The 14,500-nt window shown below is 62.4% G+C and carries 12 protein-coding genes; 3 read left to right on the forward strand and 9 right to left on the reverse strand.

Annotated elements, in window-relative coordinates; translation table 11 throughout:
• Positions 1 to 132: 132 nt before the first annotated feature.
• The 4 genes from ACFE70_RS01630 to ACFE70_RS01645 all read right to left on the reverse strand — a co-directional run bounded on the left by ACFE70_RS01630 (position 133) and on the right by ACFE70_RS01645 (position 6,323).
• Positions 133 to 1,638 (reverse strand): exonuclease domain-containing protein, encoded by a 1,506-nt coding sequence (locus ACFE70_RS01630; protein WP_375415963.1) that lies wholly within the window; start codon positions 1,636 to 1,638, stop codon positions 133 to 135.
• Positions 1,639 to 1,864: 226 nt separating this feature from the next.
• Complete coding sequence (locus ACFE70_RS01635; RefSeq protein WP_375415964.1) at positions 1,865 to 3,013, reverse strand: putative sulfate/molybdate transporter; 1,149 nt, start codon at positions 3,011 to 3,013, stop codon at positions 1,865 to 1,867.
• A 165-nt stretch (positions 3,014 to 3,178) separates the two neighbouring features.
• On the reverse strand, positions 3,179 to 5,866 hold the full coding sequence (locus ACFE70_RS01640) for a TonB-dependent receptor domain-containing protein (protein ID WP_375415965.1): 2,688 nt from the start codon (positions 5,864 to 5,866) through the stop codon (positions 3,179 to 3,181).
• A gap of 91 nt (positions 5,867 to 5,957) precedes the next feature.
• Positions 5,958 to 6,323, reverse strand: coding sequence for a winged helix-turn-helix domain-containing protein (locus ACFE70_RS01645; protein ID WP_375415966.1), 366 nt, complete (start codon positions 6,321 to 6,323; stop codon positions 5,958 to 5,960).
• Between the two features lie 301 nt (positions 6,324 to 6,624).
• On the opposite strand from ACFE70_RS01645, the gene moaC reads away from it, so the two are divergent.
• On the forward strand, positions 6,625 to 7,119 hold the full coding sequence (gene moaC, locus ACFE70_RS01650; protein WP_375415967.1) for a cyclic pyranopterin monophosphate synthase MoaC: 495 nt from the start codon (positions 6,625 to 6,627) through the stop codon (positions 7,117 to 7,119).
• Positions 7,120 to 7,147: 28 nt separating this feature from the next.
• Here the strand turns inward: moaC and ACFE70_RS01655 are convergent, their stop codons facing one another.
• Both ACFE70_RS01655 and ACFE70_RS01660 read right to left on the reverse strand, forming a co-directional pair.
• A complete protein-coding gene (locus ACFE70_RS01655) occupies positions 7,148 to 7,564 on the reverse strand; it encodes a molybdenum cofactor biosynthesis protein MoaE (RefSeq protein WP_375415968.1) in 417 nt (138 codons plus the stop codon).
• 99 nt (positions 7,565 to 7,663) lie between these two features.
• Entirely contained in the window at positions 7,664 to 7,906 is a 243-nt protein-coding gene (locus tag ACFE70_RS01660; protein WP_375415969.1) for a MoaD/ThiS family protein, read from the reverse strand.
• Positions 7,907 to 8,036: 130 nt separating this feature from the next.
• On the opposite strand from ACFE70_RS01660, the gene moaA reads away from it, so the two are divergent.
• The gene (gene moaA / locus ACFE70_RS01665; protein WP_375415970.1) at positions 8,037 to 9,050 is read left to right on the forward strand and encodes a GTP 3',8-cyclase MoaA; all 1,014 of its coding nucleotides are present in this window, start codon (positions 8,037 to 8,039) and stop codon (positions 9,048 to 9,050) included.
• A 70-nt stretch (positions 9,051 to 9,120) separates the two neighbouring features.
• On the opposite strand, the gene moeB is transcribed toward moaA, so the two are convergent.
• The 3 genes from moeB to ACFE70_RS01680 form a co-directional block, all read right to left on the reverse strand.
• A complete protein-coding gene (gene moeB, locus ACFE70_RS01670) occupies positions 9,121 to 10,221 on the reverse strand; it encodes a molybdopterin-synthase adenylyltransferase MoeB (RefSeq protein ID WP_375415971.1) in 1,101 nt (366 codons plus the stop codon).
• A 226-nt stretch (positions 10,222 to 10,447) separates the two neighbouring features.
• A complete protein-coding gene (locus ACFE70_RS01675; protein ID WP_375415972.1) occupies positions 10,448 to 10,906 on the reverse strand; it encodes a PA2169 family four-helix-bundle protein in 459 nt (152 codons plus the stop codon).
• A gap of 117 nt (positions 10,907 to 11,023) precedes the next feature.
• Positions 11,024 to 12,199: an AI-2E family transporter gene (locus ACFE70_RS01680; RefSeq protein WP_375415973.1), complete on the reverse strand. Its 1,176-nt coding sequence runs from the start codon at positions 12,197 to 12,199 to the stop codon at positions 11,024 to 11,026.
• Positions 12,200 to 12,515: 316 nt separating this feature from the next.
• On the opposite strand from ACFE70_RS01680, the gene ACFE70_RS01685 reads away from it, so the two are divergent.
• Positions 12,516 to 14,447, forward strand: coding sequence for a DNA topoisomerase IV subunit B (locus ACFE70_RS01685; RefSeq protein ID WP_375415974.1), 1,932 nt, complete (start codon positions 12,516 to 12,518; stop codon positions 14,445 to 14,447).
• Positions 14,448 to 14,500 lie beyond the last annotated feature (53 nt).

Consider the following 14,500-nt stretch of genomic DNA (forward strand, 5'->3'; position numbering starts at 1 on the left):
TTCGGGCAGAGCGCGGGCGACTCGCCGCGCTCCCTGCCTGTACTACGGGACAGGTCAAAGGTTGTTAGCGTCGAGCTTGCCGAACGGTGTAGCCCGACCTTCTCTTTGCTCCCGGCCAGTGCCTTCCGGGTCCTACTTAAACACCTTCACCTTTTCGCCCCGGTGCTTGGTGCGCAGGTGTTGGCGGATAATCTGCTGGATATCCTTGTTATCGGCGTAGGGCTGAATAACGTCGCGAAAATCGGCCAGCCGCCGCGCCGTAAACGTCTCATCGACAAAGGCAAAGCCCAGGTAGCGGCCGTGCTCGACGACGACAATGGACTTCTCGTCCTCGCTCCGCCCTTCGCCAATTACAACGAAGCTCTGGTGCTCGTAGGTGATGCTCTCGATAGCCTCGTCCACGCGCAGGTTATAGGTCTCGGGGGCTTCCTCGCCCACGCAGGCGCCCTGGCAGCGGTGCACCTGGTAGTCGAAGCAGGCGCCCTGGGTTTTGTAGAGGCCGCAAAGCTTCTGGCAGAGGTTGTACTTGGCGACTTTGTGGTAGAGAAAGCCCTGGGCCTTGTACTGGTTGGCCAGCGCGATGACGGGAATTTCGGCGTTTCGGGCGTCGGCGCGGCCGTAGGCCAGCACCTTATAGCCCCGGGTATCGGTGCGCAGGTAGATGCCGGCCGGAAACACCGAGCGCCGCTGGGCCCGGTTGTAGGCCGGCTTGAGTTGCTTAATCAAGTGCGACTCATACAGCAGCGCCACTAGCTCGGAGCCGGTCAGCTCCCAGGTAATGTCGGCAATGGAATTTTTGAATTCCAGGCTTTTGCGTTGCTTCACATCGACGGCGAAGTGCTGCTGAATGCGCTTGTAGATGTTGATGGATTTGCCTACGTAAATCACTTCGCCCGCCTCGTTGTGGAAGTAGTACACGCCCGTGGCGTGGGGTAGGGAGGCCACTTTTTCGGGCGAAATAAGCGGCGGCAGCAGCGCCGTGCGAATGGCTTCCTGCACGGCCGCCACGCGCCGCGGCGAGGGCGCTTTGGCCGTACCGTTGGCGCCCGACACGGGCCGGCGGCTGGCCGGGGCGTTGGCATCGACGGCGGCCAAGGTGCCGGCCGGATTGGCCGAGGCAGCTTCGGCCAGCTGCTCGTCCTGCCGGGTGATGTCGAGCAGGCGGCCGAACAGCTCGGCCGTGGCGCGGGCATCGCCGGCGGCGCGGTGCCGGCCTTCGAGCGGGATGCCGATATTGGCGCACAACTTACCCAGACTGTAGCTCGGCTGGCCCGGAATCAGCGAGCGGCTCAGGCGGACGGTGCAAAGCGTTTTGCGCGAATAGTTGTAGCCCAGGTCGGCAAACTCCTTCTTGAGGAAGGAGTAGTCAAAGCGCACGTTATGAGCGACGAACACGCAGCCTTCGGTCATCTCCACCACCTTGCGAGCCACCTCGTGAAACTTAGGCGCGTCGCTCACCATGTCGTTGGTGATGCCGGTGAGCTGGGTGATGAAGGGCGGAATCTGGCGGCCCGGATTGAGCAGCGTGGCGTAGTGGTCGACCACTTTTTCGCCGTCGTGCACGAAGATGGCGATTTCCGTAATCCGGTCCTGGGTGGGCTGCCCGCCGGTGGTTTCCAGGTCAATAATAGCGTACAAAGGCGGCGCGGGAGTAGGTAGAGTAGTGGCTAACAAAAGTAGCCGGGCGGGAGTTGCGGCCCTTCGGGAAGTTAAAAGTTGAGAGTTAAGAGTTAAAAGAACGTCATACTGAACGCAGTGAAGTATCTCGCTCGGTGTAGTAGCTCAGTCGTTGTTTAGCATTGATTACTTAGCCGAGCGAGATACTTCACTGCGTTCAGTATGACGTTCTTTTAACTCTTAACTTTTAACTGTCTTTCCCCAGCCCGACCCAGCCGCGCCGCCGCGCATAATAGGCGCTCGTGCCCACCAGCAGCCCCACCAGATAGCCATACGGCAGCCCCGCGCACAAGAGCCCGACCAGCGCGGCCAAGAGCAAATCGGCCCGCTCAGAGGCAATATCGCGCAGCAGGCCGGCCAGCGTGACGGCCTCAAACAAGAGCAGTACGCCCAGCACCGGCAGCGGAAAAAGCTGCACGATTTGGGCAAAGCCCGCGCTGAAAAACAGGCCCAGCGTCAGAAACAGCCCGCCGTACAGCAGCACCGAGCCGCCCGTGCGCGCGCCGAAGGCGTAGTGCCCAGCCATGCCGCCGGAGCCGTGGCACACCGGGAAGCCGCCCAGAAACGGGCTCACCAGGTTCATCAGGGCATAGGTGAGGCTGATTTTCCCTACTGTAAGGCCGCGCTCGGGGAAGTAGTCGCGCGCAATCTGCTCGGTGGCGAGGATGGAGTTGCCGAGCGAAAGCGGAATCTGGGGCAGGGCCAGCAGCAGCGCGCCAGTGAGGATGTCGGGCAGGTTCGGCGCGTGGAAGGGGGGTAGGCGTAAGCCAAAGGCGGCCTGCGCCGTGGCCAGGTTGAGCTTGAAGGTCAGCGCATACGCTACGCCCAGCCCCACGACCAGCAGCGCGGCCGGCCAGCGGCGGTTGCCGAGCAGCACCAGCGTTAGCCCGAAGGCCGCCGCCGCCAGCGCGTAGCCGGGCAGGCCGTCGGCGGGTACGTATTTGGTGAGCGCCAGCGTACTAAGCTGTAAGGCTAGCCCGAGCTGGATGCCGCGCACCACGGCTTTGGGCACGAGCCGCGCCAAGCCGGCGATGAGGCCGGTAAGGGATAAAACCAGCATAATCAGCCCAATAGCCAGCCCGCCGCCGAAGATAATTCGCCCCGGAATGTGCTGGGCGATGACCAGCGCGGCAAACGCTTTGAGCGGCTGCACCGGCATCGGCAGCCCGTACCAGAGGCCGGAAAACACCTGCATTAACCCGAAGAGAATCAGCACCCCGGCGCTGTCCATCCCCGAGGCGGCAATGACGCCGATGAGCAGCGGCAAATCAGTGCCGAGGTCGCCGAACGCGCCAGCCAGCTCGTTGCGGTCGAATTTGAGGTGGTTAAGATTCAAGCAGGGGGGTAGGGAAGTGGGAGGCGAAAAAGAACGTCATGCAGAGCGCAGCGAAGCATCTCGCGTGCAGCACTAATCCAATCGTGAGAGGAAGCTGATTACTGCCCCACGCGAGATGCTTCGCTGCGCTCTGCATGACCGCCTCTCGAAGCAATGGCACTGCTACTACTGCCCCGGCAATTGATACGTGATGCTCAGATAATAGAGCCCGCCGACGCTCGGCCCGCCCAAGTACGAGACGTAGTACTGATTCAGCACGTTGCTGGCGCCAAGCTTGAAGCGCAGGTCCGGCGCGGGCAGGGCGTAGGTGAGCTGGGCGTCGAGCGTGGCATAGGCGGGCACGTTGCCGCTCACCAGGAAGGTCTGGGAATAGTAGCCCTGCTGCCAGCGGTAATTGAGGCCGAAGCCGATGTTTTTATACGCCCGCTCGTTGCCCAGGCTCAGGTTGCAGGCCCAGCGCGGCGTGTTGAAGCCGTCTTCGAGGCCGTCGCCGTTTTCGGTGCGGGCCAGGCGGGCGTAGGTGGCGTTGGCGCCGGCCAGATAGCCGCGGGGCAACTCGCAGCGCAGGCCTAGCGCGCCGCCGAAGTTGAACACCTGGGTTTGGGAGTTGGTCCAGAGGCGGTAGCGAGCCTGCGTGGCGCGGGCACTCAGGGCGGTGGCAACGGCGCTCAGCTCCGCAGAGGGGGGTAGGGGCGCAGCCGGCGGCCCGGCCGCCAGCGGAACGTAGGCCTCGACCTGGGCGATGAAGTCGCGGTAGGCATTGTAGTAGAAATCGGCATCGAGCAGCAGGCGTCCGCCCGGCCCTAGCGCGGCCTTGTAGCCCATTTCCAGCGAGCGAATGCGCTCAGGCCGCAGGTAGGTATAGGGGTTTTTGACCAGCAGGTTTTGATTGGCCCCGACCGCCTGCTGGCGCTTGTCGGCCGCGCTGGCCGCCGACGTATTGGCATTGATGCTGGCCGTGACGGCGGCGTTAAACTGGTCGATGCTGGAGCGCAGGTAAGAATTCTCGAACACGCCGGCCGACATCACGCGCAGCCCGCCGATGCGCTTGACCTGCCCGCTGTTCACGTTCGAAAACCCCTCGAACAAGCCTGGAAAGCGGTAGCCGCTCTGGCCGCTGAGCCGGAAGTTGTGGCGCGGCGTGGGCGAGAAAACGGCCGTCAGGCGCGGATTGAGCTTCAAATCAAAATAATCGTTTTTATCGGCCCGCAGCGTGGCCGTGAGCCGCAGGCGCTCCTTCAGCAGCCGCAGGCCGGCCTGGGCGAAGCCGCCGGTTTTGCCGTAGCGCAGCGTGCTGAACGGGTCGCGCCCTGGTCCAGGGTTGATGAAATAGTTGCCATCGGGTGCGACGAAGTAGGTATGGTGGTTGACGCCGATGCGCACGTCCACGCTCGGCGGCAACTCGATGTGGCCGGCGCCGCGCCGCAGGATGGCGGCTACGTCGAGCTGGCCTTCGGCGTGCAGCAGGCGGGCTTGCACGCGCAGGGCCGCGCCCTGGTCCCAGTTATTGATTTCGGCCAGCGAGTCGAGGCGCTGCCGGAAGGCGGGCGTGCCGGGCTGCGGGCGGCCCTGGTCGGCGGCGGCGCGGGCCGTGGCGTGGGACTGGGCTACAGTTTGGCCGGCTTGGGAGGCCGCGTTCCAGGCGGCGGTGTAGTCGCGGTTCCAGGCGACATCGGGCTTGAAGCTGCGGTCCACGTTCTCGGCGGCCGAGCGCAGGTTGTAGCTCCGGCCAGTGTTTTCACTCGTCAGATACGCCCGCGCTTGCAGCACCGGGCCACTGAGCTGCAGCGCGTGCTGCTGCAAAACGTAGTCTTGCAGCCGGAAGCGGTTGGCGCGCTGATAGACGTTATCGAGCCGCGCGCCGCGATAAACGTAGCTGATTTCTGACTTGCTAGTCAGCTTGAAGTGTACCGCCCCATCACCTTTGATGGTCTGCAGATTATAGCTCGCTACATCCTGCTCCTGGTAGCCGGTCCGGGCCACGCTGTAGCTCTTGCCGCCCAGCAGCAGGGTGCTGCGGTCCGACGACTCGTTGCCGTAGCTGTTCACCGGGTCGCGGGCCGGATTATCCGCCCCGAAGAGCTTGGTGCTGGCGTTGCCGCTGGCGTTCAGCTCAGTCTGGTCGCGAGCCTGCCAGTCCTGGCCGCGCAAGTACGTCGCGTTGAGCTTGAAGGCCAGGCGGGGGGTAGGGGCTTTCGCAAAGCGCAAACTGGTTTCGGAGTACAGCCGCGCCGCGCTGCCGGCCTCGCCGAGATGATTAACGCCGGTTTTCTGCTGTCCGCTCAAGCCCTGGTGCGCAAACGGGCTTTTGGTCGTGAAGTTGGCCAGCCCGTTGATGGCGTTCAGGCCGTAGAGCGCGGCGGCCGTGCCGGGCACAATCTCAACTGCTAAAACATCCAAATCGCTCGGCCCCAGCGCATTGCCAATCGGGCCGCCGATGTGCGGCGCCTGCTGGTCTACGCCGTCCACGAGTTGGGCAAAGCGCACGTTGGTTGTATTGGCGAAGCCGCGGGCATTAATCACCTTAAAGCCCAGGCTGGGCGTGAGCACCTGCACGCCCTTAAGGTGCTCGATGGCATCGAAAAATGAGGGCGCCGGCGTGAGCCGCAGGGCGCGGGCATTGAGCTTTTCGACCGTCACCGGCGACTGCAAGAAGCTTTCCTCGACCCGCGAGGCACTCACGACCACTTCCCGCAGCGCTACGTCGCGCCGGGCGGTGTCGGGTGCGGCTGGGGGAGTAGGGCGTTGCGCCAGGGCCGGCGCGACTGCCAGCACCGCCAGCCAAAAGCCGCCCAGCAGCGGCCCGCCCCAGGTTTTCTGCCCCTGGCCGCGCCCATCGAAAAGCAAAAGCATAAGCAGCGCCTGATTCGTTATATTCCTGCAAATATAACGAGAAGAACGCCCCGCGCTATGGGTTGTTTAACTTCCCAAGCCTGACTAGTCGCTACCCCAGCAGCCGCCGCGTCTCGGCCAGCAAAAACGCCTCAAACCGCGCCTGCACCGCGGCAAACGCCGCCACAGCCGCCGCGCCGGCTTCGCTCAGACTGGCGCCGCCGCCGCGGCTGCCGCCGGTCTGCGTGACGACCAGCGGCTCGCGGGCCTGCGCGTTCATCGACTGCACCAAATCCCAGGCGCGCTTGTAGGACATACCCATCGCCGTTGCCGCTTTCGAAATAGAGCCAGTGGCTCCAATATGAGTTAGCAATTCCAGCCGGCCGATGCCCAGAAACCGCTCCGTGGGGCCTTCGAGCCACACGCGGCCCGCGAGGCGGTAGGTAGCGGCAGCATCGGCGGGCAGCAGGTTTTTCATGGCGGTCTTCAGGGGGCAATCTTACTGGAAAAGGCCGGGACGCGTAACCTAGATAAAAAGAACGTCATGTTGAACATTCTGCGCATAGAGCAGAGACGCAGCGAAGGGAAGCATCTCGCCAGGGAAAGTAATCTACATCAAAGAACAATGAGTGGATTACTACCCCTGGCGAGATGTCTCGCACGCTCGACTATAACGTTCTACTAATTGAATTACTACCCCTGGCGAGATGCTTCGCTCCACTTCGTTGCGCTCAGCATGACGTTCTTTTATAGCGCTAGACTATTCCCTACCCCCTCTCATGCCCGATTTCACTCCCGCCCAGCTCACCCACCTCAATGCCGCCGGCCAGCCCGCGATGGTCGATGTGGGCGCCAAAACCGCTACCCGCCGCCTGGCCCGCGCCCGCAGCCGCGTCATCCTCGGCCCCGATATTCTCAGCCTCGTGCAGGCCGGCGATTTGCCCACCCGCAAAGGCCCCGTGTTTCAGACCGCCATTCTGGCCGGCATTATGGCCGCCAAGCGCACCGCCGACCTCATCCCGCTTTGCCACCCACTGGGCCTCGATGACTGCCAGATTCGCATCGACGTGGCCCCGCCCGACGCCGTGCTCATCGAGTGCACGGCCACGGTGACCGGCAAAACCGGCGTTGAGATGGAAGCCCTCACCGGCGCCTCCGTGGCCGCCCTCACCATCTACGACATGTGCAAGGCGCTCTCGCAAACCATCGTCATTGCTGATACGCGGCTGGTAGAAAAGACGGGCGGCAAGACAGACTTTTTGCTGGATGACTGAGTGAACGAAGTGAACGCGCCATTTCACCTCACGGGTGCGCCGCCACCCAGACGCTGCCGTCCTCATATTCCTCTTTCTTCCAAATCGTGACAACCTGCTTGAGCGTATCGATGATAAACTCGCAGGCGTCGAACGACTCAGCCCGGTGCGGCGTCGAAACGGCTACAACTACGGCCACGTCGCCGATTTCGAGGGTGCCTTTGCGATGCACTACGGCTACCTGGCGCAGCATGGGCCATTTTTCCTGAGCCTGCTTAACCACGTGCTCTAGTTGGCGCAGCGCCATCGTGTCGTAGGACTCGTAGTGCAGGCGCACCACGCGGCGGCCGGTGCTCTGGTTGCGCACCGTGCCCACGAAGGCGTTCACGGCGCCCGCGCCGGCGTCCTCGACGCGGGCGAGCACGGCGGCAATAGCAATCGGCTGGTCGGTAATTTCCAGGTGCATGAGAAGATAATTATGAGTTATGAATTATAAGTTAAAAGTAAGCTTCAGGTCAACCCTGCTTCTTTAATTCATAACTCTCAACTCATAACTCAATTTCCCCTACCCCCCGCTGACGGGCGGAATAAGCGCAATCTCGTCGTGCTCGTGCAATTGATAATCGGGGCCGGCGTACTCGTTGTTGACGGCCACAGCGAAGCTGGTCAGCTCGCCAAGCACCGGGTAGTGGGCCCGGAGTTGGTCCAGGAGGCCGGCCACCGACTGCTCGGCCGGGGCGGCCACTTCGAGGGTAGGCTGACCCACAATTTCGCGGGTTATGCCAAAAAGGGTGACTTTTAGCTTCATTTGGTGTTAAGTTGAAATAGTTTTATCGATGGCGCCAAGCCAAAAGTTTCCGTTGAAGGACCGCAGCGGAAATTTGTTTCTTTACCCAGCGCTGCCCTTGCGTCTCGTTTGTTTGCCTAGTATCCAACTTATGCCGCTATCTACGCCGGTTTTATTTGATAATCACGGCCGCCCGCTGGAATACCTGCGCCTGGCCGTCACCGACCGCTGCAACCTGCGCTGCTTCTACTGTATGCCGGCCGAAGGTATCCAGTACGTGCCCAAGCACGAGCTGCTCAGCTACGAAGAAATGCTGCGGCTGGTCGGCATCATGGCCGGGCTGGGCGTGCGCAAGGTGCGCCTAACCGGCGGTGAGCCGTTCGTGCGGCGCGACCTCGTGCCGTTCATGGCCCGGCTACGGGAGATTGCAGGTATTGACGATATCAGCCTGACGACCAACGGCGTGCTCACCGCCCCGCATGTGCCGGAGCTGAAGCGCCTGGGCATCAAGGCCGTGAATCTGAGCCTCGACACGCTCGACCGCGCCCGCTTCGCCCGCATCACCCGCCGCGACGAGCTGCCGGCGGTGATGCAGACCTTTGAGGCGCTGCTGGCGGCCGGCATTCCGGTCAAAATAAACGCCGTCGTAATGGACGGGCAGAACATCGAAGACCTCGTGCCGCTGGCCGAACTGACCCGCGAGCTGCCCGTGGACGTGCGCTTCATCGAGGAAATGCCTTTCAACGGCGGCTCGCATCTGGCCACGCCCGACACGCTGCCCTGGCACCACCGCCGCATCCGCGCCCATTTGGAAGCGAATCTGGGAGAATTGCTACCGCTCCCTACCCCCCTTGGCGCTACGGCTGCGGATTACCGCGTCGCCGGCCATGTAGGCCGCGTGGGCATTATTGCCGCGTATTCGCGCACCTTCTGCGGCACCTGCAACCGCCTGCGCCTCACCGCCGAGGGCGGCCTCAAAACCTGCCTCTACGACCAGGGCGTGCTGGATTTGCGGGCTATGCTGCGCGGGGGCGCCCCCGATGGCGAAATCGAAACCGCCCTTATTCACGCCTTTCGCAACCGCGCCGCCAACGGCTTCGAGGCCGAAGCTGCCCGGCCCCTGCACCAGCTCAGCTTCGAGTCGATGAGTACGATTGGGGGGTAGGACGCCGGTGGCTTAATGAGCAATTAGGAAGGAAGAATGAGGAATTATCAATTGGGTAATTCTTCATTCCTTATTCTTCATTAAGCACCGCATCGTAGCCGCCGGCCAACTCGCGCACCCGGCCGGCAAAACCAGGCTCGGCGCGCAGCAGGGTCGCGGCCGTGGCGCTGCGCCCGCCGCGCTGGCAGTAGAGCACGATATCCTGGTCCGGGGGCAGCTCGGCGGCGCGGGCGGCCAGCTGGCTCAGCGGCAGCAGCATGGCGCCCGGCAGGTGGCCGGCGGCATATTCGACCGGCTCGCGCACATCGATGAGCAGGGGGGGGGTAGGGGCTGAGCGCGTGAGCAGGGCACGCAGCTCGGCGGGCGTGAGGGGGGGTAGGGAGGTCTGGCAGAGGTCGCCGTAGTCGGCAGGGTTGGCCGTATCGAGGTTGATAAGGGCGCGCTCGGGGTGGCGCGGGAAGCGCAGCGTGCGCGTCTCGAACGTGAGGGCATCGAACACCCAGAGCCGGCCGCTGAGTACCTGGCCCAGGCCGAGCAGCACTTTCAGCGCCTCGGTGGCCTGGGCGCAGCCGATGAGGCCGGGCAGCACGCCCAGCACGCCGGTGGCCTCGCAGTTGGGCGCCTCGGTGGCCGAGGCCGGCGGCTGCGGAAACAGGCAGCGGTAGGTAGGGCCGCCCTGATAGTTGAACACCGACACCTGCCCCTCGAACTTATAGATGGCGCCCGACACCAGCGGCCGGCCCAGACTCACGCAGGCATCATTGAGCAGGTAGCGGGTGGCAAAGTTGTCGGAGCCATCCACGATTAGCTCGTACTGGCTCACCAGCGCGCGCACGTTGGCCTGGTTGAGGCGCGTGGAGTGGACTTCGCAGCGGATTTCCGGGTTCTGGCGCCGCAGGGCGCGGGCGGCGGCTTCGGCCTTGCGCTGGCCCACGTCGGCATCGCCAAACAGAATCTGGCGCTGCAAGTTGCTCAGCTCCACGCGGTCGGAGTCGACGATGCCGAGCGTGCCGACGCCAGCGGCGGCCAGGTATTGCAGCACCGGGCAGCCCAGCCCGCCCGCGCCCACTACCAGCACCCGCGCCGCCAGCAGCCGCGCCTGGCCGCCCGCCCCAATCTCGGGCAGCTGCACGTGGCGGCGGTAACGATTAGTTTGGACAGGAGACAGCATATTTCTTAACGAGCTTCCAACCGCTTCACTCTCTACAAAGCAGTCATTCGCGCTCTGCGTTCCTTGGCACCGGCCTCGGCGCACCTCGGCGGCAGCTTGCCGAACGAATTCAGCGCCAAACGGGGAAGTAATGCCTCAACAAAGCAACCCCAGAACCAGCCCGATGCAGCAGCAAAAAGCCCCGGTACTCACGCGCCGGGGCTTTTTTAAGAAACCTAATCTAAAACTAGCTCGCCTGGCCTTTGTGCTGGGTAATCCAGTTGCGGGCGTTGAGAATCTCGCCGTGCTGGCGCTGCACTACCGTTTTGGCTTGGGCGGGCAGCGTAGTGTTGGCCAGGGCGGCTTCATAAGCATTCAGGGCCGTCGAGTCGCCGCGCTCGCACTCGTCGAGGATGGCGGCGTCGCTCTGGCCGGTGATGGCCGACTTCAGGTTGAGCCAGCCGCGGTGCACGGCGGCCACGGCTTCGGTCACGACGCCTTCAATGGTCGAGTCGTCGGCCTGCGCGCCCCCCAGGCTTTGCAGCTCGGAAGCAAACTGGGCGCGCTGCTGCGAGAACTTGCTTAGCTCCGACTTCAACTCCGGGCTCTTCACGCCTTCGGCAGCTTCCTCGTAGCCCTTCACGGACGTGTGGTTGATGGCGAGCAAATCGGCGATGGCGCGGGACGAGCTTATGTTGGTATCCATGAAAAAAGTGATTTGGAGTGAGAGATGAGGTCAACTACCTCGGCCGTATATACTCGCATCCGCCGCGGCGGGTTACGCGGGCGCCCGGCCGAGCTTTCAGCAGAACTGCCAGCAGATTCAGGCCGAAATCAGGCGGCGCAGCTTTTTGAAAAAGCCCACATCGTCCGATCTGTCGGCTTTCGTGTCGCTGCCGTCCGAGACGTCGCCCAGCAAAAAGCCCCAGGGTTCGGTGGCCTTGTTGGCGTCCAGCACCACCTTAAGCACGGCCGTGACCGGGATGCTCAGAATCATGCCCGGCGTGCCCCACAGCTCGGCGCCCAGAATCAGGGCCACGATGGCCGCCATCGGGTTGATGCTGACCTTAGAGCCCGTAATCATGGGCGTGATGAAGTTGCCTTCCAGAAACTGCACGAACACGAACACGCCCACCACGCCCAGGGCCTTGGGCAAAGAGCCGGTCTCGACCAGCGTAATCAGGGCGGGCAGCGTGGCGCCAATCAGGATGCCGATGTAGGGAATAACGGCCAGCACAGACGCGAAAATGGCGAAGAAGATGGCGAACTTCACGCCCAGCACCAGTAGCCCAATGGCGTTAAGCACGGCCACGATGGCAATCACCGTGAGCAGCCCCTGAATGTAGGCCTGCACCACGGTCTGCACGCTGTCCATCGTGTGGAGCACGGTGGTGCGCTTGTCGGGGTCGACGAAGCGGAACATGAACTGCCGCATGTGGTCGCGGTAATACAGAAAGCAGAAGATGTAGATGGGCACCAGCGTCAGGGTGCTGATGACGCCGAGCGTGGTGTTGAGCGTGGTGCCGAGCACGCCGCCGGCCGAGCCCTTCACCGAGTCCAGGGAGGAGTCAATCAGCTCCTGCTTGCTCATGGGCTTGAAGCCGAACTGCCGGCTGAGCAGCTGCTGCACCTGGTCGAAGTACACCACCACTTTCTGGCGCAGCAAGGGCCACTCGTCGCGCAGGTCCACGAGCTGCGAGCCGAACACGTAGAAGATGCCGCTCAGGGCGGCAATCAGCAGCAGCAGGGTGAGCAGGATGGCCAGCGCCCGCGGCATAAAGTCCTCCAGGCGCCGGGCCAGCGGCAGCAGCAGCATGGCCAGCAGTGCCGAAAAGACAATCGGCAGCAGAATATCATCGAGCTTGTGCAGCACGTACACGAGCAGGGTGAGGCCGGCCAGCAGGAAGAAATACTTGATGTACCCCGCCTGCTTTACTTCGGGGGCCGGGGCCGGGTGGCGCGGGGTGTTAATGTTGTTGTTCGCGTTGGGCGGAAACATGGGGGGTAGGGAGCGGCAGAAATACGAAAATGGCAAGAAGCAAAACAGCCCGTCCTGCTGAGCCCCGCGAAGCATCTCGCTCGCGGCAGTGATCCAAATAATAGAACAACGATTGAATTACTGCCGCAAGCGAGACGCTTCGCGGGACTCAGCAGGACCGCCTCTTATGACCCTTTTTTAACATTCTTCTAACATTTAAAACCGGGCGAACCGCGCCGCCTTGCCGGGTGTTGCCTTCTACGGTGCAGCTACGGTTTCTGCCGCTTTTCTGCGTTATTTTACCCCGGCCCCAACGGGGCTTCTCTTATCTTATTTAATGGACGACCTGACTACCCCCGACGTGCAAGTGACCGTGGCCGAGCACGGCTACAACGAAGATTCCATCCGCTCGCTCGACTGGCGCGAGCACATCCGCCTGCGGCCGGGCATGTACATCGGCAAGCTCGGCGATGGCTCGGCCTATGACGACGGTATTTATGTACTGGTCAAGGAAACCATCGACAACTGCATTGATGAGCACGTGATGGGCCACGGCCGCACGATTGACATCAAAATCACCGACACCAAGGTGCAGGTGCGCGACTACGGCCGCGGCATCCCGCTGGGCAAGGTGGTGGACGTGGTGAGCAAAATCAACACCGGCGGCAAGTACGACTCCAAGGTGTTTCAGAAGTCGGTCGGTTTGAACGGGGTAGGAACCAAGGCCGTGAACGCGCTGAGCCAGTACTTCCTGGTGCAGAGCGTGCGCGAGGGCCAGCTTAAATCTGCCGAGTTTGAGGCCGGCATTCTCAAGAGCAGCCCCAAGCCGATTAAAACCAGTCAGCGCAACGGCACGCTGGTGAGCTTTCAGCCCGACGAGACGATTTTCAAGAACTACCGCTTCATCCCGGAGTACCTGGAAAACCAGGTCTGGAACTACGTCTACCTCAACGCCGGGCTGACCATCAATTTCAACGGCCAGAAGTACTATTCCGAGAACGGCCTGCTGGACTTATTGGCCCGCAAGGCCGACGTCGAGCACCTGCGCTACCCCATCATTCACCTCAAAGGCCCGGATATTGAACTGGCCCTGACCCACGGCAACGACTACGGCGAGGAGTATTATTCCTTCGTGAATGGGCAGTACACCACGCAGGGCGGCACGCACCTGGCGGCCTTCCGCGAGGCGGTGGTGAAGACGGTGCGCGAGTTTTACAAGAAGGATTATGACGCGGCCGACATCCGCGGCTCCATCGTGGCGGCGGTGTCGGTGCGGGTGCAGGAGCCCGTGTTCGAGAGCCAGACCAAGACCAAGCTCGGCTCGCTCAACATGGGCGAGGACGGCCCGACGGTGCGCGGCTTCGTGCTCGATTTCGTCAAGGAGCACCTCGACAATTATTTGCGGGTGCACAAAGACGCGGCCGACGCCCTGGAAAAGCGCATTCTGCAAAATGAGCGCGAGCGCAAGGACATGGCCGGCGTGAAAAAGCTGGCCAACCAGCGCGCCAAAAAAGCCAACCTCCACAACCGCAAGCTGCGCGACTGCCGCTTCCACTTGGGCGAGAACGCGAAAGACGGCGCCGAAAAAGAGCTTTTGACCACGCTCTTCATCACCGAAGGCGACTCGGCTTCGGGCAGTATCACCAAAAGCCGCAACGTGGAGCTGGAAGCCGTGTTCAGCCTCCGGGGCAAGCCGCTGAACTGCTTCGGGCTGAAAAAGAAAATCGTGTATGAGAACGAGGAGCTGAACCTGCTTCAGCACGCCCTCAACATCGAGGAAGGCATTGAGCACCTGCGCTATAACCGCGTGGTGGTAGCTACCGACGCCGACGTGGACGGGATGCACATCCGCCTGCTGCTGCTCACGTTCTTCCTTCAGTTCTTCCCCGACCTCGTGCGCAACGGCCACGTTTTCATCCTCGAAACGCCTCTGTTTCGGGTGCGCAACAAAAAGGAAACCATCTACTGCTACACCGAAGCCGAGAAGCAGGCCGCCATGCGCAAGCTCGGCAAGAGCCCCGAAATCACCCGCTTCAAGGGCCTGGGCGAGATTTCGCCCGACGAGTTTGGCAAGTTTATCGGCGAGAATATCAAGCTGGAGCCCGTCATTTTGCAATCGGACCGCAGCATCCAGCAGGTTTTGACCTACTACATGGGCAAGAACACGCCCGCCCGCCAGGAATTCATTATCGACAACCTGCGCCTGGAGAAAGACCTGATAACATCCGACGTGCTGCCCTTGACGGAGGCTGAGCTGGAAGCGGCGTAGCGTCCTCTGCTGGCCTCTTACTATTCTAACACTGAAAAGCCCTTCCGCCGCTG

Source organism: uncultured Hymenobacter sp., assembly GCF_964243305.1.
Taxonomy (GTDB): Bacteria; Bacteroidota; Bacteroidia; order Cytophagales; family Hymenobacteraceae; genus Hymenobacter.

Excerpts from the sequence above, each read along its gene's own strand:
- moaA (WP_375415970.1), top strand. The coding sequence starts at position 8,037 with ATGCCGCTATCTACGCCGGTTTTATTTGATAATCACGGCCGCCCGCTG.
- moeB (WP_375415971.1), bottom strand. The coding sequence starts at position 10,221 with ATGCTGTCTCCTGTCCAAACTAATCGTTACCGCCGCCACGTGCAGCTG.
- ACFE70_RS01685 (WP_375415974.1), top strand. The coding sequence starts at position 12,516 with ATGGACGACCTGACTACCCCCGACGTGCAAGTGACCGTGGCCGAGCAC.
- ACFE70_RS01640 (WP_375415965.1), bottom strand. The coding sequence starts at position 5,866 with ATGCTTTTGCTTTTCGATGGGCGCGGCCAGGGGCAGAAAACCTGGGGC.
- ACFE70_RS01645 (WP_375415966.1), bottom strand. The coding sequence starts at position 6,323 with ATGAAAAACCTGCTGCCCGCCGATGCTGCCGCTACCTACCGCCTCGCG.
- moaC (WP_375415967.1), top strand. The coding sequence starts at position 6,625 with ATGCCCGATTTCACTCCCGCCCAGCTCACCCACCTCAATGCCGCCGGC.
- ACFE70_RS01660 (WP_375415969.1), bottom strand. The coding sequence starts at position 7,906 with ATGAAGCTAAAAGTCACCCTTTTTGGCATAACCCGCGAAATTGTGGGT.
- ACFE70_RS01655 (WP_375415968.1), bottom strand. The coding sequence starts at position 7,564 with ATGCACCTGGAAATTACCGACCAGCCGATTGCTATTGCCGCCGTGCTC.
- ACFE70_RS01680 (WP_375415973.1), bottom strand. The coding sequence starts at position 12,199 with ATGTTTCCGCCCAACGCGAACAACAACATTAACACCCCGCGCCACCCG.
- ACFE70_RS01675 (WP_375415972.1), bottom strand. The coding sequence starts at position 10,906 with ATGGATACCAACATAAGCTCGTCCCGCGCCATCGCCGATTTGCTCGCC.